General features: G+C 48.6%; 18 protein-coding genes. 11 read left to right on the top strand and 7 right to left on the bottom strand.

What is annotated here, in order from left to right:
* Positions 1–265: 265 nt before the first annotated feature.
* The 5 genes from Pla110_RS07880 to Pla110_RS07860 all read left to right on the top strand — a co-directional run bounded on the left by Pla110_RS07880 (position 266) and on the right by Pla110_RS07860 (position 8,834).
* Positions 266–1,492 (top strand): DUF6655 family protein, encoded by a 1,227-nt coding sequence (locus tag Pla110_RS07880; protein WP_144994898.1) that lies wholly within the window; start codon positions 266–268, stop codon positions 1,490–1,492.
* A 356-nt stretch (positions 1,493–1,848) separates the two neighbouring features.
* On the top strand, positions 1,849–3,471 hold the full coding sequence (locus tag Pla110_RS07875) for a hypothetical protein (protein WP_144994896.1): 1,623 nt from the start codon (positions 1,849–1,851) through the stop codon (positions 3,469–3,471).
* Between the two features lie 1,050 nt (positions 3,472–4,521).
* On the top strand, positions 4,522–5,715 hold the full coding sequence (locus Pla110_RS07870) for a DUF1559 family PulG-like putative transporter (protein WP_144994894.1): 1,194 nt from the start codon (positions 4,522–4,524) through the stop codon (positions 5,713–5,715).
* Between the two features lie 1,181 nt (positions 5,716–6,896).
* Positions 6,897–7,289, top strand: a complete 393-nt coding sequence (locus tag Pla110_RS07865) for a hypothetical protein (protein ID WP_144994892.1) — start codon at positions 6,897–6,899, stop codon at positions 7,287–7,289.
* A gap of 732 nt (positions 7,290–8,021) precedes the next feature.
* The gene (locus Pla110_RS07860; RefSeq protein ID WP_197440578.1) at positions 8,022–8,834 is read left to right on the top strand and encodes a YiiX/YebB-like N1pC/P60 family cysteine hydrolase; all 813 of its coding nucleotides are present in this window, start codon (positions 8,022–8,024) and stop codon (positions 8,832–8,834) included.
* A gap of 94 nt (positions 8,835–8,928) precedes the next feature.
* Here Pla110_RS07860 and Pla110_RS07855 read toward each other — a convergent pair whose 3' ends face one another.
* Complete coding sequence (locus tag Pla110_RS07855) at positions 8,929–10,275, bottom strand: hypothetical protein (RefSeq protein WP_144994888.1); 1,347 nt, start codon at positions 10,273–10,275, stop codon at positions 8,929–8,931.
* Positions 10,276–10,629: 354 nt separating this feature from the next.
* On the opposite strand from Pla110_RS07855, the gene Pla110_RS07850 reads away from it, so the two are divergent.
* The 3 genes from Pla110_RS07850 (at position 10,630) to Pla110_RS07840 (ending at position 12,659) form a co-directional block, all read left to right on the top strand.
* Positions 10,630–11,172 carry a peptidylprolyl isomerase gene (locus Pla110_RS07850; RefSeq protein ID WP_144994886.1) on the top strand — a complete coding sequence of 181 codons (543 nt, stop codon included), beginning with the start codon at positions 10,630–10,632 and terminating at the stop codon, positions 11,170–11,172.
* A gap of 76 nt (positions 11,173–11,248) precedes the next feature.
* Positions 11,249–11,569, top strand: a complete 321-nt coding sequence (locus Pla110_RS07845) for a Rieske (2Fe-2S) protein (RefSeq protein ID WP_231742951.1) — start codon at positions 11,249–11,251, stop codon at positions 11,567–11,569.
* A 445-nt stretch (positions 11,570–12,014) separates the two neighbouring features.
* Positions 12,015–12,659, top strand: a complete 645-nt coding sequence (locus tag Pla110_RS07840) for a hypothetical protein (RefSeq protein WP_144994884.1) — start codon at positions 12,015–12,017, stop codon at positions 12,657–12,659.
* Positions 12,660–12,739: 80 nt separating this feature from the next.
* Here Pla110_RS07840 and Pla110_RS07835 read toward each other — a convergent pair whose 3' ends face one another.
* The 4 genes from Pla110_RS07835 to Pla110_RS07820 form a co-directional block, all read right to left on the bottom strand.
* Complete coding sequence (locus Pla110_RS07835) at positions 12,740–14,380, bottom strand: LamG domain-containing protein (protein ID WP_144994882.1); 1,641 nt, start codon at positions 14,378–14,380, stop codon at positions 12,740–12,742.
* A 79-nt stretch (positions 14,381–14,459) separates the two neighbouring features.
* On the bottom strand, positions 14,460–15,005 hold the full coding sequence (locus tag Pla110_RS07830; RefSeq protein ID WP_144994880.1) for a YbaN family protein: 546 nt from the start codon (positions 15,003–15,005) through the stop codon (positions 14,460–14,462).
* A 126-nt stretch (positions 15,006–15,131) separates the two neighbouring features.
* The gene (locus tag Pla110_RS07825) at positions 15,132–16,247 is read right to left on the bottom strand and encodes a WD40/YVTN/BNR-like repeat-containing protein (protein WP_144994878.1); all 1,116 of its coding nucleotides are present in this window, start codon (positions 16,245–16,247) and stop codon (positions 15,132–15,134) included.
* Positions 16,248–16,319: 72 nt separating this feature from the next.
* Entirely contained in the window at positions 16,320–16,601 is a 282-nt protein-coding gene (locus tag Pla110_RS07820; RefSeq protein ID WP_231742950.1) for a MoaD/ThiS family protein, read from the bottom strand.
* Positions 16,602–17,056: 455 nt separating this feature from the next.
* Here Pla110_RS07820 and acnA point away from each other — a divergent pair, with 455 nt between their 5' ends.
* The 3 genes from acnA (at position 17,057) to Pla110_RS07805 (ending at position 22,427) form a co-directional block, all read left to right on the top strand.
* Positions 17,057–19,726 carry an aconitate hydratase AcnA gene (gene acnA, locus Pla110_RS07815; RefSeq protein WP_144994876.1) on the top strand — a complete coding sequence of 890 codons (2,670 nt, stop codon included), beginning with the start codon at positions 17,057–17,059 and terminating at the stop codon, positions 19,724–19,726.
* Between the two features lie 205 nt (positions 19,727–19,931).
* On the top strand, positions 19,932–20,984 hold the full coding sequence (locus Pla110_RS07810; RefSeq protein ID WP_144994874.1) for a DUF3592 domain-containing protein: 1,053 nt from the start codon (positions 19,932–19,934) through the stop codon (positions 20,982–20,984).
* A gap of 51 nt (positions 20,985–21,035) precedes the next feature.
* Entirely contained in the window at positions 21,036–22,427 is a 1,392-nt protein-coding gene (locus Pla110_RS07805) for a DUF3592 domain-containing protein (protein WP_144994871.1), read from the top strand.
* A gap of 44 nt (positions 22,428–22,471) precedes the next feature.
* On the opposite strand, the gene Pla110_RS07800 is transcribed toward Pla110_RS07805, so the two are convergent.
* Positions 22,472–23,335, bottom strand: coding sequence for a DUF6159 family protein (locus tag Pla110_RS07800; protein ID WP_144994869.1), 864 nt, complete (start codon positions 23,333–23,335; stop codon positions 22,472–22,474).
* A 153-nt stretch (positions 23,336–23,488) separates the two neighbouring features.
* Positions 23,489–24,088: a hypothetical protein gene (locus Pla110_RS07795; RefSeq protein WP_144994867.1), complete on the bottom strand. Its 600-nt coding sequence runs from the start codon at positions 24,086–24,088 to the stop codon at positions 23,489–23,491.
* Between the last annotated feature and the right edge of the window lie 44 nt (positions 24,089–24,132).

The raw sequence follows: 24,132 nt of genomic DNA, 5'->3' as shown, positions 1-24,132 counted from the left end.
CGATAAATCGTTATCCCGTATTTTACAGTCTAAAACACTGATTCTATGCATTGTTCGGGATGTATTCCTCCCGTAACTATCGAGTTTCATTCGTGCTCAATCGATCTGAAATTTTAAACTGATTCACGCGTTCAAAGAATCAGGTGACATACATAGTCAGCATACTTTCGTTTCGCAACGAGATTTAAAACAGCTCTTGAAGTAGACCAACATGAATACTTGTCGACAACTTTTAACACTGTTTGAGAACAGCAGGAGAGGAAGTATGGCTGCATCCTCGTCGGAAACTCCGTTCGGTTGTTTCAGGGTGGGGATGCCCTTATCTACGCTGATTCTCTACTTATTTCTACTCGCAGGATGCGGAACGACAATCAGCCGAAATGCAACGGACCAGCTCACCGCCTCCGACTCTGTTGATCGCGCCATTGCCTCAATTGATTTCACACCGCTAGCCGGACGAAAAGTTTTTCTGGATACCACCTATATCGTTCCAGTGAAGACGATCGACTACGTCAACAAAGAATACATTGTCAGTACAATACGGCAGCAGATTATTGGAGCAGGTTGCTATCTACAGGAAACAAAGGATGAGGCCGACCTGGTTGTCGAAGCTCGCGTGGGAACAATGGGAGCCGACGGACATGAAATCATCTACGGAATTCCTCCGAACAATTTCTCAACAGTCGCTTCTTCAATGATCCCCGGTGCACCGTCATTGCCGGCGATCCCCGAGATGGCTTTTATGAAAAAGAACTCCCACTCGGCCTCCTCGAAAATCGGAGTTTTTGCCTATGATCGCACCACGCGTGAAGCCGTCTGGCAATCGGGTTTATCAAAATCGGAAAGCACAGCGAAGAACATGTGGGTCTTCGGTGCCGGCCCGTTCCAACGAGGTGAGATCTATGATGGAACTAAGTTTGCTGGCAGCAAACTGCAAATCGCCACCGAAGAAGAGCAGGGAGTTGTCAAGATTTCTGATGAAATCGAACAGATGCACTCCCGCAAAACCTTTAAGCAGAATAAGCCTCCGGAAGGATTGCTGTTGTCACAGGGAACTGTCCGACTGGTGGCATTAAATAGCGATCCAGTCGCCGTTGGCGAACTCACAGTTATTGATCAAGACAGCAATGATCATCACGAGTTCCAATTAGTGGAAGGAGAAGGGGGCGAGGACAACAGCCTGTTTCAAATCAGGGAACGCACTCTCGAACTGAAGCCGGAAATCGATCTTCAACAGTTGGAAAAAGAAATGCTTCACGTTCGCATCTCTGTTCGAGACGCTGTTTCGGAGTACCAGCAATGGTTTGAAATTCCCATCGAGAAAGAAGGAATTCAGTTACTCTCTTCAGAGCAAGAACAAAAAAACGGCCCAAAACAACAGAACGACGAACCAGCGAATACAGAAGAGATTTCTTCGCGACGAGTCACTTTGAATAAAACCCCTCCCCCAAGTGACCAAGCCACCCAAAACAACACTGTTCCTCCAAGCTAGTAGCTACTAGTAGCGTTTCGAGTTCGTCTGACATGAAGAGTAACTTCTGATTAAGTATTGCTGTCAGGTAAGTTACGTCGATCATTGTAGAATCAGCAAAGCTGGGCTATCCCCAACTTGCCGATTTTACTATTTTCCCCAAGGTCGTGTACTTCTACAGCCTCGACATACAAAGGATTGTCTGCCGTCTGGATGAACTCTGGGAAACGCCATGCATGTTCCCGAACGAATCCAGCCAAGCATTTCATAAAAGCTTTCTGCCAGGTCCGGTTCTTTTCCACGGCTTGCGCATGTCGAAGCGAATTACCCATAACAAGTTGAAAATGCCTACCTCGTGCGGAGAAAGGATGCTCGTCATGACTGCACCTCAAAATGCCTGGTCATCTCCTCGATTGCGAAACGCAATCTGTCTGGCAACCATCGGACTTCTCAGTCTGCCATCGCTGTTGCCATCCTCAGTTCAAGCGGCCGATATTACTCCGCAACAACAGGAGGTTATCGACAAGTTGATGGAAGCGTTGACGAAATCGAAAGTGAACAACAACGCTCTCGATAAATTACCGACTAATGCTCGTCAGAGCGATAACAAGGAAATTGTTCTCACCCGGCAAATGCTGATTCAGGTATCACGGGAAGCAGATATCCTGGTCAACGAACTTCGTAACAGTCTGTATGCGGGTATCCCCGGGATGAGTCAGGTCTTCGGCCAGACGCTTACATTGAAATCAGATTTAAAAGTACTCACCGATCGCGCTAACATGGTACACGATCATCGTGAACTGATGGACGATCTTAAGAATCTGGACAAAGACTGGAGAGCACTCGCGTACCAATTATCTCAGATGCGAGACATCAGCACGCAAGCAAAACGAAGCGTGCAGATCATTAACGATTACGCGACCCAAATCAGTCAGGCATTAAATGTTGCCCCACAACTCGACCGCAAAGAAATGCAGCGACAGGCTTACATTCTGGAAGAGCAATTGCGAAATCTGAATAACGATATTCTTTTTGAATTAGGGCACACTCAGAAAATCACTGAACTGACAAAAATGGGTGGAACAGTCCGGTCCGATGCACAACGCCTCTCTGATCAGATTGCCGCAGGAAACAGCTACGACGAAATCGTTCTGTCCTACAAATCATTCAGTAGTCTCTGGCGAAACTTCGTCCAGCAGTTGCACGCTTTTGATAACCGCTACATCGAACGCGATATCATGGCGGTTTACAAAACGGACAGCAGCATTAACGAATTGCTCTGGATTCCTAAACAGGCCGATTGGGCACAGTTGACTGAACTGGCTCACATACTGCATCGCGATGTTCGAGATCTTTTCGACAGCATCACACTTACAGAATTGATGACGTTGTCCAAATCTCAGGAAGCGATCAAAACAGGTCGAATCTATCGAGATCTGTGCGATTCCTTCAAACGACTGATCAGTGAGCAACGTCCTGAAAACGTCCTCTCCAATGAATTCCAGAAATTGGACAACGCCTGGAAAGTCTTCGCGACCGATATGATCGAATTGAAGGGGACCGAAACCTGGAACAGGATGAAGCAGATCAATAATAGCATCGTGTCATTACGTTCTGCATTATTAATCAAACCGGCCAACTACGATAACGATTCGCTCGTAGAGTCGGCTTCCGAATTGGAGTCGATGGCAGAACATCTGCAGTTCGATATGCAACGCTGGTTGAATTCAAGTGCGGGCAGTGCAGTCCCAGGACGTCGCGACTACCTGACGGACACCACGCAATTCGTCACACTTTCACGCGACTTCCACCAGAAGCTCTCCAATGGCTATACCGATCAGAACGCGCTCAAATCGACATCGACAGCTCTGTTGTCACGCTGGTTGAAACTTCTCACCGGGATCGGACAGTGTACCACCAGTGACCGGGATCACTTGAACCAGTTGTCGCAGGAAATCACGGCCGAACTGGTTAAAATTCAGTCACAACTGACACTTTAAACAAAACGGCTTGTCACAGCAGATCGACTTCTGAATTAAACTTCGCGCCCTCAGGATCAGAGCTGAGTGCGGAGCAGGGGACGATTAAACTCATCTTTAACAGCCCGACATTAAACGTCGGGCTGTTTTTTTATTTGCAAGCATTTTCTTTTTCACTTCACCCAATTCGTAAGGTTTACGATCCGACGAAACGGGTACTGCATCACATTCACAGAGTGCCGACTAAGGACCCTCTATCGGTTTATACGGATATCGTCTTCAGAATCAACAGACTGCTTCGACTCTTGCCCGGAACTCAAATCAACATGCAGGATCATTCTGCAATAATTCGATAAGACCTTGTACCGCCAACAGGCGAAGAAAGCATGCCAAGAGACAACCATTCGGTATCATCTCAAGATCGCTCACCAGGCTGCTTTAAAGTCTTAATTCTTCGTCTGCCAACCAATCTAAATTCATCCCGAAGCAGTACGATCATTATCGATCAAAGACAAACAGAGGGGACTAGTACCTTCACTATATATCACCCGAACTGACAACGAATTGCTGTATCATGGAGACGTGCAAAAAAGCCTGATAACTGACAAGACCAACCTCTAATTTCCTTTATTAATGTTTCTCGACAGAGGACAATGACACCTATCTCGACTCCAGAAATCAACGATAACTTGACCGAAACAGAACGACTTAAACCTCGTCCTACAGACGATCAAAACCCTCTTATTACAGCTTCTGGAACTGAGTTACGCTGCGGTGCCATCTCTTGATCCAGACAGGAAACGTCCTCGCCTGATGAATTCCATGAAATGACGGATTTGTGGGGCGTTGGAAATTTTTGAGCTTTTTTCAAAAAGAATCAGAATTAAGGTTTATTTGATTGACAGGTTGCTCTTCTTTTGGCAATCTAAATAGACAGGTCCTGTATGGGAAACACATTATCTAAGTGCCTCCCGAAAAACGAAATCTAATTTCTAATTGATTTCAACTGCATCATCTCTATCACATTTTCTTCATCTTCTTTTCACTTCAGTTATTTGAAAGGCTTGTCGAATGCGTAAATACACTCGCATTATGCAACCTACAACTCGTCGAGGTTTCACCTTGATCGAACTGCTGGTTGTCATGGCTATTATCTCAATTCTTATTGCACTGCTTCTTCCTGCTGTGCAACAGGCTCGTGAAGCTGCTCGTCGTACTCAGTGTCGTAACAACCTGAAACAGTACGGTATCGCAATTCACTCCTTCCACGACCTCTACCAGAAGCTGCCTTACTACGACCTTGCTAAAGCTGCGGGCGACGGTTTCTTCTACACTCAAACTTGGGCTGGAACTGACCTGCTTCCCTTCATGGAAGCTGTCAACGTCTACGATACAGTCGATCCAGTAAACGACACTAATGTTCACACTGACTGGTGGAGCTGTACTACCGTAATCGTTGGTACCCCTCTCGCTTTCGCTAAATGTCCCTCGACATCACAGGACGACACCGTCAATGTGACTGTTTGGGGTCCAAACGGCGATAACACTGAGTCCAATGGACAATACGCTCCCATGACCTATGCCTTCAGTTCAGGTAACTTGCAGTCATGGTGTATGGACTGGAGTCGTGATGACCGCGGCAATGGATATAAACCAGACTGGAACTCTACTCCTGAAGTTGGACCCAAATCTGGTTACATCAATATTCCTGATGAAAGAATCCTCGGACCATTCATGCGTTCTCGTGCATTCAGCTTGGTTTCTATCAAAGACGGTACCAGCAATACAATCTGTATGGGTGAAGCTGTTGGTGGTGGTGACTGGCCTCTTTGCCACGGTCGTGACTGTAACGACAGTACTTCCTACGAAAACCCAGACACCACTGTCCTTGGTGACTTCATCACTGCTGACTTTGGATGGGCGGTTGGACAGCCTGGTGACACTGACCAGTCAGTTAACTCCATCATCGCTTCCAGCGGTTTGGCCAGTACTTTCGAGAGTTTCAACCGTAACCCAGTTATCGACAACCACATGTCTGTAGCAGCTTCTGGTGCAACACGCACAAACGGTGACAACATTCGTGACTGCGATAATGCCGATCATGTTGTCGGTAACTTCCGTAGCCCACACCCAGGTGGATGTTTCTTCCTGATGTGTGACGGTTCAGTTCAGTGGTTCGGCGAAACGATGGATACTACTCCACGCCAAGCTCTTGGTTCTGTTAACGGTGGCGAAACCTTCAACATTGGTTCCATTGTTGACTAGTTTTGTCTCTTAATGTACCAATCATTTGCCTACTCTATTCAGACACCGGACCTACAAAGTTCTGCTGAAAGTTAGAGAAGGTACTCGATCAAGACTACCGTGAGTTGGATTTATCCAATTTGCGGTAGTCTTTTTTTATGCGTTTACAAATAGCTAGCTAAACTATTGCAATTCAGATTTAAAAGAATCATTCAATAATACTCAGCGAACTTAATTTGATCTATCTGCCCTTTATGGAAAGTCATAGTTGCCTCTGTAATATTAGGCATCTCCGGACAGAGTGGATATTCAGACGTGAGTAGTTAAAATCTAATCGATTTCTACTCCTGGTTAGAAAGATGCGTAACTTCCGTCAGAACCCGCACTCTAGAGTGGTCTCGGAAAGTAACTAGTGGCCTGATTGACACCTCATGAATTCTCAATATCAAAGGCCTTGTGTTCTGCTCACGATTGGGAGCGATCTATGGCGACCTTTTCCCGGATTATTGCTGACAGGGACCTGTCCGAAGTTATGAAAATTCTCGTTATTTACAATTCGAGCAGCAAAACAGGAAGTACATACCCGATCACCAAACGAAACAGAGGATGCAGCGTGATGGTATTTTGATACTTTCAATCCGGACTGATTTGCGATTGAATTGACGTTTCCGAAGAGCAAATAACTAAACAAAAGCGCATCAGAATTGAGAATTACAGTCTAGTCAGACAGACTGAAAGTGAGAAAAGCTAAAATAGCTCAAGCACTGTTAGAGCGGCTACAGCTAAGAGTGAAACTTGGCTTAGAGTTTACTCTACATGCCTCCTGGCTCCCATAGGGTGATATCCAATCAATGACAGTTCCAAGTCGCAAACATCGCCAACTTTTCGATCAATAAGGATTATTCTGAGACAGCAGGGAAGATTTCGGTTTTGAACTATTGACACCATCATTTTTCTTGTTTTTTTTATTCATTGCATTCATATAATCAGGCAAGTGTTGTTCTCTATTTGCATTTACATGATTCGGAACTTCCAACAGCCAATCGATCTCGCAGAAAATCATGGAACAACCCAAACTGAAGACAGCGTCTCTTTTGACCGTTTCTTTGCCCTGAAGTCAGTTGTTTGATCAGAGTTTTTTGCTAATATTTATTGGTATCTAACAGTTTTATTTATCCACTCTTTGAATGGGAGATCTAAGTATGCCTAAGTTTTCGAGTCAGTTTACAATAATCGGTGCAGGATTGTTCGGAGTCATCATGATCCTGACGAACTTATCTGGATGTGGTCAGGATCGTCCGGGCGTACGTTTTACGGAAGACTCTGAGCGTACTGGTGATTATGTGGACTTAAACTCCCCCGAGATGCTGGAACAAAAATTGACACATCTCATCGGGCTAGTCAAAGGAGAAAGTGCCAATAAAGCCAGACGTTCCGCAACGACTCTAGGCTCTATGGGGGCAAAGGCAGCTCCAGTGCTTGATGACCTGAAAGTACTCAAAGATCATCCTATTGAAGAAGTCCGAGTTGCTATTCAAGGTGCGATTGAGAAAATTGAAGCCGATATCAACAAACCCAAAGAAGGAGGAGAATAGGGCTGAGAATCCGTAACTTACAAATGAAGGCGCGAGCTTTCACTTGAGTTTCATTCTTAAGTTCGTCTCCCCTGACATTCAATCTCTGAGCAAAAAACCATGTGTTCAGGTTCTATGTATGAATTGCCAGACACAAATTAAGAAATCAGAAATGGATGAACAATCGCGCTCTCATTCTTGGACTCGGATTACTCCACCTTGCTTCACTCCCTATTCATGTGATTGGATGCGGTAACGGATTTCCCAGAGTCAGTTAAGTTGATACAAAATTTTAAAGCGTGTTACGATTCATATTCGTAACACGCTTTTTTCTTTAGATCATGAATCCAGAAACAGTAATCCTTCTCAGTCTTACATGGCTGCTGCCCAGGTCTGGTCACCCTGAAACAGTGAAATCCCTCAAGACGACTGAATCCGTGCTTCGTATACTGAGACAATTAAAATGGCGCCATAATTATTCAATCAACATTAGATCCTGTCCAGGATAAGTGTGGCGGCTATCGGTCCCGAAAAGCCCCTAAAAACAGCAGGCTACGCCACCAGAACACGCTACGGTTATCTGGTATGCGATCTAGAATGCACACTTTTGATGAATCCTGAGTCGCCTGAATTGAAGAGGTTGTTCTTCTTCATTAATTTCATTTTGATCTGTTGCGCACACTATTTCGTTGTGCAATTCCGGAAGAATCACTCAATCATCTGAACTCTCCGTTCAAAATAATGGAGTCAACCATGAACCCGATAATCAAAACCTTGTTCGTCTGCCTGAGCCTCGTTCTCTACGGTCATAGCCTGATCGCTGCAGAGGCGAAACCAGCTAAACCAGTACCGGCAGGGATCGAATCGGATAATATAGAGGCGGATTGCAGTTGCGTTGGCGTTGGTACCGAGGAAAACAGCCCGGACTATATCGAAATTTTCTCGACACCTGAGGAAGCCGTGACATCCATCGCCCCCGAGTTGCAAACAGGTTCACTGATTTTCACAAAAGGGGATTGTTTGGCCGTTAGGATGTACACACGCAGCAATTACACCCACGTAGCAGCAGTCGTCAAAGAACCCACTGGCGAGTATGTTTACGATTCCATGAATCCGATGGGAGTACGGCGACTCTCCCTTTCCGAGTATTTATCAACCCAATTACCAGACGAACTGCATCTTCTCCACCCGCAGGCAAAATTGACTTCCAATCAGGAAAAAGCATTTACAGACGCACTCGAAGCAAAAATAGGAACGCCTTACAGTGTCAGACATCACCTAACAGGTAATCGAGCAGAGGGAGTCCATTGCGCCGAATACGTGATTGATGCACTCAACGAATGCGATCTGATGCGTGCCGAAAATCCGCCGCGAGTCTCACCAGCCAGCTTACTTCGAGGAAGTATCGGAGCCGGCCTGTATCAGCCTGTGCGATCATTCGCTATCCAACCTCCCTTAGCACCTGTCGAAGTGGCAAACAGCTGGTGCGAGCAGTTGTGGGTCGATACTTGTGATTGCACGTCCTACAGTTGGATCCGCTTCCGAAAACTCGTCTTTTGCCATTGATGCTCGTCGACATCGGACGAGCCCTCTTTTTCGAATTTCTAAACAGGCCGACAGGTTTAATCTGCGAGATTAAATTCAATTCATCCAACCGCAATCACTTAAATTCGACTGACTGAATCATTCTTTCATCTTCTTGTCCTAAATCAGGCAAGAGCTTCGACTCCACGGAATAAACGAAAGATGTTTGATTTCCCTTCGGTGACGCCGTGAGGTAGTAAATCCAGGTCATGTCCAGATCACGGGCCGTGCCGGTCGCGTTTACCTGATAGGTTGTCACACCGTTTTCCAATTTGTCTTCTTTCAGCTCGCTCAACTCAGTAAGCTGTCCTCCCAACGAAGAACGAATATCAGCTTGGAATTGTTTCGCGGCGACATGGCGTCCAGGAAGGACATCGCTCAATTTCATCAGATCACATTGAGCGACAAAGTTACCATCTTCTATGTATCTCAAAGTAGTGGAGCTGACGGTTTGCTGAAAAACATGCCAGTTGCGACTATGTTTGAAAGTAAAATTCCACGGCGTTTTCAACTCTAACGCCAACTCCTCCACCGTTGGTTGCACTGGCACAAGCTCGTCTGCATTGGCTGGAATAACGTCGGGGTTTACTGCGGGGTACCGCTCCAAGTCTACAGTCGCCGTAACTTTTAACCCTGCACTGACAGGGCCTGCGGATCGATCTTCTTTCTGCGTGAGCTTCAACGATTTAACGTACTTGAGATCTGTTAGAAACGTAAACTCTCCCTGGATCTGAACAGTACAGGGGGAGCCCCCTGTCGCTCCTTCCAAATCTCCTTTAAATGAGATGTGAGCGACGTTGCCCTCCACGCGATCCAAGGTACAGCTCATTTTGCTTTTCAGAACCGCTTCAGTCGCCGTCAACATCTGAAAAGCCCAATCGGGGACAGACCAGCTATCACCAACTTCGACGGATTCACCTGGTAACAGGGCAGTGATGGCCAAGCTGTCGCCCGGCGTCTCCAGAAGATCGAGTTCGTTACGTGTAAGAGGACCTTCCACGGCAACTCGCTTTAACCCCTGACGATAACCATGGACAGCGACTTTACTCCGCTCGGGTCGCAATACCGACTTGATCTGGTTATCGGAAACGTTGATTTGAGCTTCGCACTTTCCATACTGACGTAGAGACCGAAACGCACGTGCATCACGGCCAGCACCTTCTAGTCGCTGTTCGACAAACTTGACCTGTGCTTTCGCATCCAACGTATGAGAGAGAGCCGTATCCTGTTGAGGGGTCAACAATTCGCCCTTGATGGTAATCGTTGAATCAACGCCAAAGATATCTGCGTTACTCACCGTCTCTTCCAGACGATAGGTGTCGGCGGCCAGCAGAACGTTCAGGCGAAATGCCTCTAGCTGAAACAGTAAAGTGGCCATCAACGTGACAAATACAAACCGACGGTGCAGGGCAAGGTAAGACATTTCAACTTCCTGTCTTCAGTGTTGCGTTACTCTTGAATCTGGTAACGGACTGGTTATCGAGCGATCTCCTGTACAACTCAGGCATCTTTTATAACGCATCTTCCCCCTTGTGAAAATGGGGTTTCAGTGTGCGAGATGAACACTGCGAACACTCTCAGTCGGATCGCAGTCAATGGAGGTCAGTTAGAATCGCCAGAGACTTACATTTTGGGGCACATCCTGTTAACCTGTCGCTGTCGTGGACGGCCTGATTTTACGTTGTTTCAAGCGTTTCCAGACATGCTCCACCGACCACTCACCGGATTGAAATAGAACTCCCGTTTTGACTCTAATTTGCAGATAGAAAACTGTGCTATGAGTGCCAACCGCAAAGCCGAAGTAGAAAAGGCTGTTGAAGATGTTGACTTCAGCCAGAATGATTACCAGGTTGTCCTGAATACATCTAAAGGGAAGATCGTTCTCGATGTGTACGGCGACACTGCCCCCGGGCATGCGAAGAATATCATCGGACTGGCCCGCATCGGGTTCTACGATGGAGTCGTTTTCCACCGGGTGATTGAAGGATTTATGATTCAGGGCGGCTGCCCTCAGGGAACAGGAACGGGTGGACCCGGCTACACCATCCCCGCCGAATTCAACAGCAAATCTCATGAACCGGGCGTTCTCTCGATGGCTCGAACATCGGACCCCGACTCCGCCGGATCACAATTCTTTTTATGCGTTGCTCGCGTTCCTCATCTCGACAATCAGTACACCGTTTTCGGCAAAACTGCTGATGAAGAAAGCTTGAAGAACGTTCTCGAGATCGGCAATGTTAAAACGAATGCCCAGGACCGCCCACTCGACGAAGTGAAGATTGAGTCCGCCGAAGTTCTGGTAAACCCCAAGGCCGCCTAATCAAGCTGGCAATGGGTCGAGATCACTCCGCAACTGCATTAAGAACAGGCACCTCAGGAACAGGAAACGTCGTTCCGTGGAAACTAGTCGAATTAAGTTATGCTCCAAGGATGAAATTCCCGCTGGTGGAGGGCGGGAATTTACCGTGGCCGATCGAATCATCGCCGTTTTTGAACAAGGCGGTGAATATTTTGCTCTCGATGGAATCTGTCCGCACGCAGGCGGCCCATTGGGAGCAGGTCAGCTCACCGGTACCACAGTGACCTGCCCGTGGCATGGTTGGCAGTTCGACGTCACCAATGGCCAACACGGCCTGACGCCCAACATCTGTCAGGAAACATTCCCCGTTTCCATTGAAGGCGTTGATCTCTACATCGATCTTCCCCCCTGCGCATAAAATTGATTCATCGTCTCGATTTATCAAATTTGATGTGGCAGGACTTCCTTTGCACCTGATCCCGGCTTCTACTGGCGAGATACAGGCTAATCTGCAGATCGTTCGCATGTTAACGGTTGTGACGAAAAATACGATTTGGCAGAGACGAACATTATTCGAGTGATGCTAACCCCCTGACCGTCCGATATTAAAAAAGTAAAACTCCGCGCAAGGCGATGCGCAACGATAACGGATGATCATTTCGCAGTCACGACGCCATCGTGCGAATCTGACTGCAGCCGTACCGTAAGGTACATAAGGGGAGGCAAGGATGTTCACAGCAACAGGGAGGGGCTGTATAGTCCTCGTGTTGAGTGGTTTACTGGTAGGCTGTGCTAGCATGCACGGCAAGAGTTCGAATAGTGTTTGTACGGACTGCGAGTCGGGAACTTGCCAGAATGCGTGCATGGAATGCGAAAGCTGCATAGCAGGCGCAAACTGCGAATCGTGCAACTACGGATGCGACGTCAAAAAAGGAAGCGACGAGTGGTGGGCCATGCAGGCCGAAGCTCCGGTCGGTTCCCGACAGGTTTACAAAAAGGGAAAAATGTGGCCTCCCTATCCGCGTCCAACAGGACCGAAACAACAGTTCAGCCACAAGTACCATGCTGCTCATTACTGGCCTTATCCGTACGTCTGCCAGGACCGGGCTTATGTGCGAAACGTTATGGCTCTTCAAGAAGACAAAGGCTGGCAGCGACTGACCACGTTGTTTGACTATCACTTCGATGAGTACACCAACGAGCTGACCCACTCTGGTAGAGAACAACTGATCTGGATCCTGGAAGAAGCGCCTCCAAAGCGACGCAACCAGATTTACGTCCAGAAAATTGTGGGTGATGGCACCAACGCAGCTCGCGTGGAAACCGTTCGCAATGCCCTGATCGAACTGGTCGGCGTCGAGTCCTCTGGTATCTGCATCGAGCTGAAATCAGGACGTAACTACGGTCGTCCGGCACTCGAAATCGACACGATTCGTAAAGCCGAAATTGAATCTATGCCTGAGCCTCGAATCAATTACACCGCTCCGAGCACCACAGAAGAAGATTAATCACTCGAAGCCATGTTGATCAATCAAAAGACCTGCCGGAAATCGGCAGGTCTTTTTTTATATCGAACCAGTTTGATGACTCAATTCTGTTGGATCAATTCCTGAATATCAGCAGGCTGCAATGCCTGGTTGAATAAACGGACGTCTCGCATCTGACCGTTGAAATGATCGTGCTGACCATTACCAATACGTAAAGGTTGCTCCGTGCTGAGGTCATACGTCTCTGCATCGAATTGCTCCGATTTAGCAACCAACTTTCCATCCACATATAATTTGAGTCGATTCATTTCTTTCACTGCACTAACGTGGTGCCAACCACTCGGAAAAGTCTGATCGTGCGTTGCATTGGCACCTGCCGCAATGGACCAGACTCGTCCCGAGGGAATTGTTCCAGCGAACAATCGTCCCTCGAAAATAGACATCGACCAGGCTCGACGATATTTGACATCGGGAGTCAAATCGATGCGTCCCAGATTAGACCAGTTGTCATCTCCGTCAAAACGAAACACGGCGGCTAAGGGAAGGGAACCGCAGTACATCTTCCCGTTATAAACGATCAACGGCATCGACTCGAGTTCATCGTCCAGACTACCAACATTCTTCCAGCTATCGCCTCCTTCATATCGATAGACACGCGAGTTCGGCCATTCGCTGACGTAGAGATCTCCTTCGTAGACAGCGAAACCGTAAGTCTGAGTCGCGTCAGGAAGCAATCCGACCTGGCTCCAGTCTGTACCGTCGTAACGATAAATCCCAGCTTCGTCGTAGCCGGTCGCGTATAGATAACCATTGTAGACTGTCAGCGCTTCCACTCGTTTCCCATCCGGCAGCCCACAGTTTGTCCAAGTCGTTCCTCCGTCAAAACGAAAGAGTCCTCCTGGAGCGTAGGTCGAGGAGGCATAAAGTTTGTCTTTATAAACAACGAGGCCGTTGATCGCTTCAATCTCTGACAGAGTGCCGCAATGAGTCCAGGTACCGTCCACGTCGTATCGGAAAATCTTTCCACCCAGATTCTCGTTGGGGGACTCATCTAATGCAGAACCACGTAACCGATACTTGGAAGTGGCGACGTATAAATTACCGTCGAATTCGGCCAGTGCACTGACTGCATTCGACTTATCCGGGGCCCCGCAGTCATGCCAGCTCTTGCCTTCCAGCCAGCGGTAAAGGTGACCGACGCCATCGACTCCCGATTCACAGGTCCCCGCGTATAGCTCTCCTTGATGAGTTGCCAGCGAATAGATGAAGACTGCGTTGCCCGGTTGCCCATGGTCTGTCCATTCCGTCTCGAGCTGTCCGTCATCGATCCCAAACTGGAGCTGGCGGTAGTTCGACTGACTGGAAGTCACCCCTGAATTCGTTTTGACTGACAGATTGAATCCACGTCGAGTTGCCGGATCGTATTGGCTGATCAAGTCCCCAATGACATCATCCGTTTCTTCTGAAAGATTAACCCACATAGAAACGGAAAATGGTTTGGTCCCAATCTTCGCAAGTGACGATTCTTCGAAGATCAGTTCGCTTTTCAGGCCATCGAATCGGGTGGAGGAGAACTCCTTCCCTTTGACAAACTTCAGTTCGACAGCTTTGCCTTGCAGGTGTTGCGACGAGGAATCTTTCGCGTTGGTACTGAGTTTGAAATGACCGACAAGTCCCTCTTGAGCTGCAAGGGGAGACAGACAAAACAGAGCTGATAAAGCGAAGAGAAGAAAGCGAAGCATACTAGACCTTTCCTGAATGAAGAGATTCGATCTATCTCTTGTATCAGGAACTGTTTGGCCGAGGCAACCCGCTACGTCTTCAGGAGTTGTCTTTATTCGCCAAGCTAGGAATCCGCAGAATGACTCCAATTCCAATCAGAGCCAAAACGACCAGGATGGAATTTCCAACGTAGGACATGTTTGCAAAATACATGGAGGAAGCCACCGCACATAGGACAATCACAATGGCCTGTATTTTCACGGTTAATCGAACGCCGCGCTGTTCCTGCCAGTCATAAAGAATCGGCCCCACCAGGGGAGCATTGATCAGCGTTTCATTCAGATGTGGTGAAACGCGAATAAGAAAGAAACTGGTTAACAATAGAAAAGGGGTCGTCGGAATCACGGGCAGAATCGCACCGATGATCCCGAGAATGAAAAAGAATGTTGCCAGAAAAATATAGATCACCCGCCTAAGACCAGTGACAGGCTGAACAGGCGATTTCAATCGGACCAATCGAGTCTCAGGCTTGGAGGCTTTCTGCTCTGACTCGTCACGACGCTCGCCTTTGACTTCGGCGTTGTTTTCCGACGAAGCTTGCCCTGGCTGCTGATCTGGTGGTGTCGAATGAACCTGACGAATCATGATTACCCATTTCAGGCAATCTGCCTGTAGAAAAAAAAGTCCCTACCTAACGAAATGGAGGGAACAAGTAATTTTAGGAAATCATATCAGTCCAACAAGGGGAATCTTCTCAGAGAAGTGAACATGTCAATTTCTCGTAGGATTAAACTTCAGGCAATAGACAGGCGGAAGGTGATTGGAAATTGATTTCCAGTCATCTCCGCTGTTTTGCGAAATCCATAAATTCCCCGTTGTGGAACCCATTGCCAGAGTCGTACCGATGGGATCCACCGCCAGAGCATGCCTGTATACGATGTCGAAAGCATTATTCTGCGGAAGCCCTGAAGTCAGCTTATCGAATGACTTCCCACCATCTTGTGTCCGAGTGACCACAAATTCTCCTTGGAAGGGAATTCGGGTTTCATCTTTGATCGCCGGAACAAACCAAGCCAGATCAGGTTTGTCGGGATGAACCGCGACGGCAAAACCAAAGACCGCCGGATCGACATCCGTGATTTCGCTCCAGTTGAGGCCCCCATTTTCTGAACGGAAGATACCATTATGATGCTGAATCCACATATGATCGGGCGAGGCAGGGCAGTGGACTAAGAGATGTGGATCCTGCATGAGCAAACTGCTTGCCTGGTCGGGAGGCATATATTCGGCTCGTAAGCCCTCGCCAATCAAATCCCAGCTTGTCCCGCCATCATTCGTCTGCCAAACGCCCCCCACTGAAACAGCGACAGTGATCCGATCTGGATTGCGAGGGTCGACGCAGATGGAATGCAACCCGGCATGGTCTTTCCCGCCCCCCATCCACTGCGGTCGCTGCGGGTCGTTCCATAATGACTCGACGAGCTGCCAGTTCGTCCCCTGATCGTCTGAGTAAAAAAGCCCACCCGGAATCGTCCCTGCCCAGAGACGCGATCCTGATCCTGGTTCCATCGCCCAAATCTCTTCGAGCGAATCTCCTTTGGGTTTCTCGCCGGTCGTCTCGGCCACCACCGATTCCGTTTCAGCCGTCTCCGGATAAGTGGGAAGTCCACACTCTTCCCAGCTCTCTCCACTATCCGCCGAACGATGGAGTTTCGCGCCAAAATGCCCATGAGTTAATGCGGCATATAGCATTCCGTCTCGCGGATCGGGCATTATCATCGAAACTGGCTCCCCCGGAAACTCATGTCGTTTGATCGACCAATCTTCTTCGTTTTGTTCCAGAATAAACAAACCTTTTCGAGTTCCAACGTAGAGTTCTTCACTCATGACTTTGGTTCCTGAACATTGAATAGGATAAATCAGTGAATGGAATAAGAAGGGAAATGAAAGAGCAGGAAGTCACCCGCCAGATAATGCCTGCATGATGTAGATTTCAGATTCAGGACGAATCTCTGTATTAAGAGGGTGAGCCCCCCGAATCAGCTCGCCGTCTACAAACACGTTGATGTGACGCCGCAATCGTTTCTGATCGTCGACGATATAACTTTGCAACGTGGGCTGCCGGGAAAAGACGTCTTCGAGAGCCTGAGCGATGGTCGAACCGGCAACCTCATATTCGTGGACGTCGACCAGCTTATGCAGATTCGGAGTGAAACAGACACGGGGCATCGTGGGGATCATTCTCTATTCAGAAAGGTCATTCTCAAGCATTAGAATGCAGCTTGATTCTAATGAATGGATTTACAGGTTGGAAATAGTTCCAGAATAAAGATTTTCAGCGATTGTCCTGTTTTTTATTCCCGACTTCAGCCGAATTACTCCCGGTTGGGACCTTGGACGTAACTGACTGCTGTTACATCAGTTTTTCCCTACGAAAGCAGTACCACACCCCTTTTCAAGGGGGGCGTCACTTCATTTTCCGCGCTCGTATTGCTAGCATTCGATCAGTGATCTTCCTGCGGCACCCTTGCGTTCCGAGGGGAATTCACGCGATGAAAACTCGTTCAAGACAAACCCGTCCAAAATTCAGTGTGGCGGCGCTCTCACTCTCGACATTGTGACCAGCATGGGAGAAGCCGCTAAAACAGCCGCACATGATTGCGGCTCGCAATAGACCGTTAGAGGGAGGTTCCCATATGGCGACCGAGGACAAATTCGGTGCCGAGGCACGTTTAAAAACAAAAAGCGGAGAATACACATACTACAGCCTGCCTGCCTTGGGCAAAAAGCTGGGTATCGATTTCCAAAAACTTCCCTATTCGATCCGCGTGCTGCTCGAATCCTGCCTGCGAAATCTGGACGACTTCATCGTTAGCGAAGACGACGTCAAAAACATTGCTGGCTGGGATGCCAAAAATGTAAAACAGGTCGAAATCCCATTCACCCCAGGGCGTGTTGTTCTGCAGGACTTCACCGGTGTCCCTGCCGTCGTTGACCTGGCTGCACTGCGTGCCGCAATGGTCCGCATGGGTGGTGACCCAACCAAAATTAACCCACTCGTTCAATGTGACCTTGTCATCGACCACTCAGTGCAGGTTGATGCATTCGCAAGCCGATTTGCTTTGCAGACGAACGTCGATATCGAATTCGAACGAAACCAGGAACGATACCAGTTCCTCCGCTGGGGTCAGCAGGCGTTTGATAATTTCCGCGTCGTGCCTCCCGCCACCGGGATCGTCCACCAGGTGAACCTCGAATACCTGGCCAACGGTACGCTCGTCAAAGATGGCGTCGTCTATCCTGACAGCCTTGTGGGAACAGACAGCCACACAACCATGATCAATGGCCTGGGCGTCGTTGGTTGGGGTGTTGGTGGTATCGAAGCGGAAGCAGTCATGCTGGGGCAACCCATTTACATGCTGCTTCCCGAAGTCGTCGGTTTCAAACTGACGGGTAAACTGCCTGAAGGAGCCACCGCAACAGACCTCGTGCTGATGGTTACCCAGATGCTGCGTAAGCATGGTGTGGTCGGCAAATTCGTCGAATACTTCGGACCAGGCCTCAACAGCATGAGCTTGCCCGACCGGGCGACATTAGCCAACATGGCTCCCGAATACGGAGCAACCATGGGCTTCTTCCCTGTCGACCACGAGACAGTCCAGTACCTGCTGCGTACCGGTCGCGACAAGGCCGCAGCAGAACTGATGGAAGAGTACTTTAAAGCTCAGGAAATGTTCCACACGGTCGATTCGCCCGATCCGGAATTCACGAGCACGCTCGAACTCGATCTCTCCACCGTCGTCCCCTCGATGGCAGGTCCCAAACGTCCTCAGGACCGTATCCTGCTGACCGACATGAAATCGCAGTTTGAAAAAGATCTCAAAGAGACCTTCGACAAACCAACGATGACTGCTCCTGTGGATATCGAAGGTTCCGACGATGTCGCCATCACCGACGGTGCCGTCGTGATCGCCGCCATCACCAGTTGTACGAACACGAGTAACCCCTCGGTAATGCTTGCTGCTGGCCTGGTGGCTCAGAAAGCCGCCGCCAAAGGGCTCAAGCCTAAACCCTGGGTCAAAACCAGCCTGGCTCCTGGTAGCCGGGTCGTCACCGAGTACTTGGAAAAATCGGGCCTCGACAAGTCTCTCGATGAGCTTGGTTTCCAAACTGTAGGCTATGGTTGCACTACCTGTATTGGAAACAGTGGACCGCTGCCGGATCCCATCGCCAATGCGATTGTTAAAGGAGACCTCGTCGCCTCCGCCGTGCTGTCTGGTAACCGTAACTTCGAAGGCCGAATCAACCAGCACATTAAAGCGAACTACCTCGCTTCACCGCCGCTGGTCGTCGCTTACGCAATCGCTGGCTCAACCGACGTCGATCTGGTTACGGAACCACTCGGACAAGACCAGGACGGAAACGATGTCTTCCTGAAAGATATCTGGCCGACTCAGAAAGAAATCATCGACACCATGGCCGGAGCCATTACTCCGGAAATGTTCGTTGAACAGTATTCGCATGCTGCCGATGGTCCGCCCGAGTGGCAGGCGATCGAGAGCAGCGAAGGTTCTCTCTACGAATGGGAAGACAAAAGCACCTACGTGCAGGAGCCTCCCTTCTTCGTTGATATGCCTCTGACACCCGGTCCTGTTGAATCAATTACCGGAGCCCGCGTGCTGGTCTCCGTTGGCGATTCCACTACCACGGACCACATCAGCCCCGCCGGAGCGATTAAACCCGATTCCCCCGCCGGACTGTACTTGCAGGAAAACGGCATTGGACCGAAAGACTTCAACAGCTACGGTTCCCGTCGTGGTAACGACCGCGTAATGACTCGCGGAACGTTCGCCAACATCCGTCTGAAAAACCTGCTCTGTCCCGGGACAGAAGGGGGAGTCACCAAGTACTTACCCACGGACGAACAGACATCGATCTACGATGCCGCCATGAAGTACAAAGAAGCCGGAACTCCACTGGTGGTTCTTGCTGGTGCCGAATACGGAACGGGGTCTTCCCGTGACTGGGCTGCTAAGGGAACTTACCTGTTGGGCGTGAAGGCGGTAATCGCCGCATCGTACGAACGTATCCACCGGTCAAACCTGGTCGGTATGGGCGTGCTGCCTCTCCAGTTCCGCGAGAGCGAATCCCGCGAGAGCCTGGGTCTGGATGGTTCCGAGACGTTCGATATCCAACTGGATGACAACCTCAAACCTCAGCAGACCATCGAAGTCACCGCGACGAAAACCAACGGCGACGTCGTTCACTTCACCACGGTCTGTCGTATCGACACCCCCGTCGAAGTCGAATACTACCGCAACGGTGGTATCCTCCACACAGTCCTGCGACAGCTGGCGAAAAACTAAATCTCGCTGTTCTCCATCTCGCAGATAACGTATTAAACCAAAACGCTTCTGTTGCTTCGGCAACAGGAGCGTTTTTTTGTGGAATTCCGGAATTGTGCTGAACCATCTGCACGAGAAATACGTTATCTTGAGTATGCTCGACAGGAGAGAATTTTAAGTCAATTTCTCGGATGCATCGTAAAAACTTCACCCGTAAGACAAATCGATGACCAAATATCTTAAGCAATTTTTCCTGACCCTGTATGTCGGCGTCTTCTTTTTTGCAGTGGCTTCGTTCCTGTGGGTTTGCTGGTACGAATATCAAAAAGCGTACGAAAGCATGAACTGGCCCACCGTGCAGGGGGAGATTCTCAATTCAGATGTTTCAATTCACCTCGACCACTCAGGAGTCCACGTCACCTATGTACCGGTTGTCACTTATAAGTTCGAAGTGAATGAAACGGAATATGAGAGTGACCGTTTACGAATCGACAACCTGCGCTACTGTAATCGGGAGGGTGCCGAAAATAGTATCAAAGAATATACGGCAGGCGTACAAATTCCTGTTTTTTATGATCCCGACCAGCACGCCAACTCAGTGTTGATTCCGCGAAGTGAGGCCAGTTTTGAGACGTTCATTGAAATCGGTCTCAGTAGTTTCTTTATTCTGGTTTTCCTGGGACTGGCCCTTTATCTATTTTTCCGAGCGAGGAAGTCCCCCCCCGTCAACTATCCTGATTTTATGGGCAGATTTTTCAGAAAATGGGTATTTCCCTTCTTCTTACGACTCATGTATGGATCTGCAATTATCCTCAGCGGATCGGCGATCCTGGGTTACTATCTGGCACTTGATAGCAGCACATGGCCGTCGGTGCAGGGGACCATTATCGAGTCACTCGTCGATACCCGTGTAAATGATGAGGAAACCTCTTATGCCCCCCAAGTCAAGTATGAGTACGTTGTGGATGAAATTCGACACGAAGGGGACCGCATAAGAATGTTTTATCCCGAGTCCAGCACTTGGGAATTTTCCCAGACAATCGTCGAAGAATACCCCGTTGGTCGCGAAGTCAATGTATTCTACAAACCTGATGACCCGAGCTGGGCAGTCCTCATTCAAGGGGACGAAGAAAATGCTTACAGGTACCTGTTTGATGGATCCTTTGCCATCATTGTATCGACCTTGGTAATGACGATCCTCCGACTCGATAACCGCCGAACAACTTTGATCCCACAAGAGTTTACAGACGGAACACACGATCAAAACCGTGAGCAATAAGAGGGCGTCACCGACCACAACCATTGTGATAACTCAAAATGAGCCCGGACTATGAGGGTATTTGACCGAGAAGAAATGACGACTAGCCATTCAAAACTACTGGAACCGGAGAGGTCCATCTACTTCAACGGTAGCATTGAAGAAGATCCGAACGGCACATTGACCGCCATTTACGATACTCGAATGTCCGTTGTTTCTCGCTGGCTTATTATCCTGAGTCCGATTGCTGCCATTCTGTTGTGGTTATTTACGGGCTTGAATCTACCAGTAAAGATCGACATCACTGGTCTCATAGATATTCTCGCAAGTCTCGTCTCCCCATCTCTCGTACTCGTACTGTTTTTATCTTACCCAGTGTTTGAGTGGAGAAATAATCGACAGCGAAAGAAAGGAGAGATAGTTTGTCTCTCGTGTAGCCGGAAAGGTGAACTGCACATCCCTGATTTGGGTATCAATCTTTCGGATACACAAGAAGTTTATCTGGAACTCGTTCATGACATCAAAAGCAAATTCATTCAATTCTCGGAAGAGCAGCTTGAACTCCTATCAAGAAATACTCCTCAATTAGAACCGCATGATGACGTTGAATTCAACTACATCATCAAGGAGGACAAGGGGTATGTTCGCTATCCGATCATGTGCAATGCTAACAATCTCAATACGCTGATATTGGCCCAAAGAGTATCAAAACTAATGGACTGGCCCTTACTTGTTCATGTTGGAGAACGTGTTCCAGAACATCGTATTCTCAATGAGATGAAAGCACTCCTCCAAAAACCACCTACTCATGACGCAAGTGACTCTCAAATCAAGTTTGAAGATTCAGTGAGCGAAGAGTGGCGTCACCAACAAACGGCAATAAACAAGAAATTAAAAGACGCTAATCTTAAATTGGCACACAACAACAAAAGAATGAACAAGTATGTCTACACCGTGATGCTGATAGGGGGGATCGCGTTGAGCGGATGGTTACTGTATTTAACAGTTAGCGACTACCATTCAGTTCAGGCTAGCCAATCCCGGACAGTGACGAAGGGAATGATCAGCCAGTCCAATATTAAGAAAACACTCAACGGCCAAAAGGCAATATTTGTCCCCAACATTATTTATGAATACACTGTTGAAGGAGCGGAGTTTACCGGCAATCGCATTGAGTTCTTTCCCTCCAAAGATACAGATAGGACGGCCGCTGCAGAGATTGTCGCTCAATATCCGATTGGAACTCGGGTCAATGTTTTCTATGATCCCTTTAATCCAGAAGAATCAACACTCTCTAGGGGAGATATGAACGACGTCTACACCAAGCTTCTCTGGTCGCTTGGACTACTGGTTTGTTGTGCAATCCTAATTCCGGATGTCTGGAAGCACTGGTGCGGTAATTCTGTTGTGAATTCATCAAAAAAGATGAGACAAGCTGATGGAAGCCCATCCATTTCTCCATGAAGCTCCGACCAGCTAGATTTTGAAAGACTGAATGCCCTCCAACTCTACCGGTGCACCACCGTGTTTTGCATCAGGTTGTCGTGGAAGCGGGTGCCGGGGATGTGGCCTTTGCGGATGTAGACGTAGAGAGCGGCCTGAAAGATCGACTGCAAACAAGTTTGGATGACGCCCAGGAGAATCAGCAGGACAACTCCAATGGCGAATAGGGCGATGCCAGGGACCAGCATTTCTGCGAGGGCGATCAGGTAGACTCCGCCACCGATCAGCAGGAACAGGGGCAGGCTTAGAAAGAAGAAGATCACCCCAAAGCCAAAGTTACTGACGAGTTGCTCGCCCCAAGTCTTTTTGAGCAGCTTGGTCGATTTAGTCAGCGCGTCGATCGGTCCAACTCCTTCAACGACCAGAATCGGAATCACCAGGAAACTGGATAAAGTCCAAACGGCCCCCAACAGACCCGCCACGATCGCTCCAATTTTCTGCGACCGATCTTCAATCAATCGCAGAATGAGCCCCACAGTCGCACTGACGATCGCCCAACCGAGAATCTGGGACAACCGTTTGTTGGCGAATCGGAACCCATCACTCATCGTCGGGTCATCCCCCATCATTCGTTTTATCGCCGCCCCGATCACTGCCGCATTGAAGTACGTCATGACAAAATAATTCACGACGTAAAACAGGAACAGAACCAGGTAGTAGAAGATCTGATCCTCCAGTGGAGCCTCTTGCGAAGGCGGAACGAACGATTCGCTCACCATGTAAAAGGGGAGCAGGAAAGTCGCCGAGACGAGCAGGCAACTGATCGAAGAAAAGATGGGAAAGAAGAGCAGTTCCTTATCCTGCTTGAGCAAATCCCAACTCGCCCCCATCAGTTCCCAGGTATTTCCGATTCGGCTGAAGAAGGACATGAGGGGATTTCCTTGTTTTCTTTAAAGATGCGATATGTGAATAGCCTGAATGCCTTCGGATAAGATTGCACATCGACATTAAACGCTCGATTGGGGAAGTCGGATCACTCTGATGATTAATTTTCCCTTGAATTCTCTGGATGAGTCGCAGAATTAACTGACGAGCGCCGCCTCCTGTTCGGGTTCGAAGTACACCCCTTCAGGCAGGAATTGATTAATTTGCTCAGTGATGAAATCGATATCTTCGAGCTCAATGCAAAACCGGATATCGCTCTCAGGGTAGGCGTCGGTCACAATTTGATATATCAGTTTTTCTTCCGACGGTACTCGTTCAACATCTGAGATGGACGCCCACGGAAGAAAACCGACGTGGGTGGAGGAGGTTCGGGCAATCACTCCGGTTCGCGTGACGGTTACTTTCTCACTGGATACTTTGAGGTAATGAAGAAAGGAACTGGTCCCGAGACAGAGCACGATCATCGCTGCAAAAGCGGGCACTTGCTCTGCAAAGACTCCGACGATGCCGAGCAACGCCACGATGAACATCGTCATGCGATGCAGATGGAGACAAGTCCACCGGCATGAGGACATCGTTGTGTTTTCATTGAGGGAAAACAGAATAGGGCCGTGGTCCCGAGTGACTCTCATCAATTGACGCAACTGACGATGATAGAAGTAATGCTGTGAAATGATGACAATGGCCGCAACCACCATCAACCAACCCATTTTGGCCTGTGTCAAATCAGCAAACATGTGTTGGTTCACTTTCTGTTTCTAATAGGGAGAGGTCAATTCTA

The sequence above is a fragment of the Polystyrenella longa genome (assembly GCF_007750395.1).
GTDB classification, from domain to species: domain Bacteria; phylum Planctomycetota; class Planctomycetia; order Planctomycetales; family Planctomycetaceae; genus Polystyrenella; species Polystyrenella longa.
Note: the sequence above shows the minus strand (reverse complement) of the source record. Positions and strands in the feature narration are given on the sequence as shown.

Excerpts from the sequence above, each read along its gene's own strand:
- Pla110_RS07880 (WP_144994898.1), top strand. The coding sequence starts at position 266 with ATGGCTGCATCCTCGTCGGAAACTCCGTTCGGTTGTTTCAGGGTGGGG.
- Pla110_RS07875 (WP_144994896.1), top strand. The coding sequence starts at position 1,849 with ATGACTGCACCTCAAAATGCCTGGTCATCTCCTCGATTGCGAAACGCA.
- Pla110_RS07870 (WP_144994894.1), top strand. The coding sequence starts at position 4,522 with ATGCGTAAATACACTCGCATTATGCAACCTACAACTCGTCGAGGTTTC.
- Pla110_RS07865 (WP_144994892.1), top strand. The coding sequence starts at position 6,897 with ATGCCTAAGTTTTCGAGTCAGTTTACAATAATCGGTGCAGGATTGTTC.
- Pla110_RS07860 (WP_197440578.1), top strand. The coding sequence starts at position 8,022 with ATGAACCCGATAATCAAAACCTTGTTCGTCTGCCTGAGCCTCGTTCTC.
- Pla110_RS07855 (WP_144994888.1), bottom strand. The coding sequence starts at position 10,275 with ATGTCTTACCTTGCCCTGCACCGTCGGTTTGTATTTGTCACGTTGATG.
- Pla110_RS07850 (WP_144994886.1), top strand. The coding sequence starts at position 10,630 with ATGAGTGCCAACCGCAAAGCCGAAGTAGAAAAGGCTGTTGAAGATGTT.
- Pla110_RS07840 (WP_144994884.1), top strand. The coding sequence starts at position 12,015 with ATGGAATGCGAAAGCTGCATAGCAGGCGCAAACTGCGAATCGTGCAAC.
- Pla110_RS07835 (WP_144994882.1), bottom strand. The coding sequence starts at position 14,380 with ATGCTTCGCTTTCTTCTCTTCGCTTTATCAGCTCTGTTTTGTCTGTCT.
- Pla110_RS07830 (WP_144994880.1), bottom strand. The coding sequence starts at position 15,005 with ATGATTCGTCAGGTTCATTCGACACCACCAGATCAGCAGCCAGGGCAA.
- Pla110_RS07825 (WP_144994878.1), bottom strand. The coding sequence starts at position 16,247 with ATGAGTGAAGAACTCTACGTTGGAACTCGAAAAGGTTTGTTTATTCTG.
- Pla110_RS07820 (WP_231742950.1), bottom strand. The coding sequence starts at position 16,601 with ATGATCCCCACGATGCCCCGTGTCTGTTTCACTCCGAATCTGCATAAG.
- acnA (WP_144994876.1), top strand. The coding sequence starts at position 17,057 with ATGGCGACCGAGGACAAATTCGGTGCCGAGGCACGTTTAAAAACAAAA.
- Pla110_RS07810 (WP_144994874.1), top strand. The coding sequence starts at position 19,932 with ATGACCAAATATCTTAAGCAATTTTTCCTGACCCTGTATGTCGGCGTC.
- Pla110_RS07805 (WP_144994871.1), top strand. The coding sequence starts at position 21,036 with ATGAGGGTATTTGACCGAGAAGAAATGACGACTAGCCATTCAAAACTA.
- Pla110_RS07800 (WP_144994869.1), bottom strand. The coding sequence starts at position 23,335 with ATGTCCTTCTTCAGCCGAATCGGAAATACCTGGGAACTGATGGGGGCG.
- Pla110_RS07795 (WP_144994867.1), bottom strand. The coding sequence starts at position 24,088 with ATGTTTGCTGATTTGACACAGGCCAAAATGGGTTGGTTGATGGTGGTT.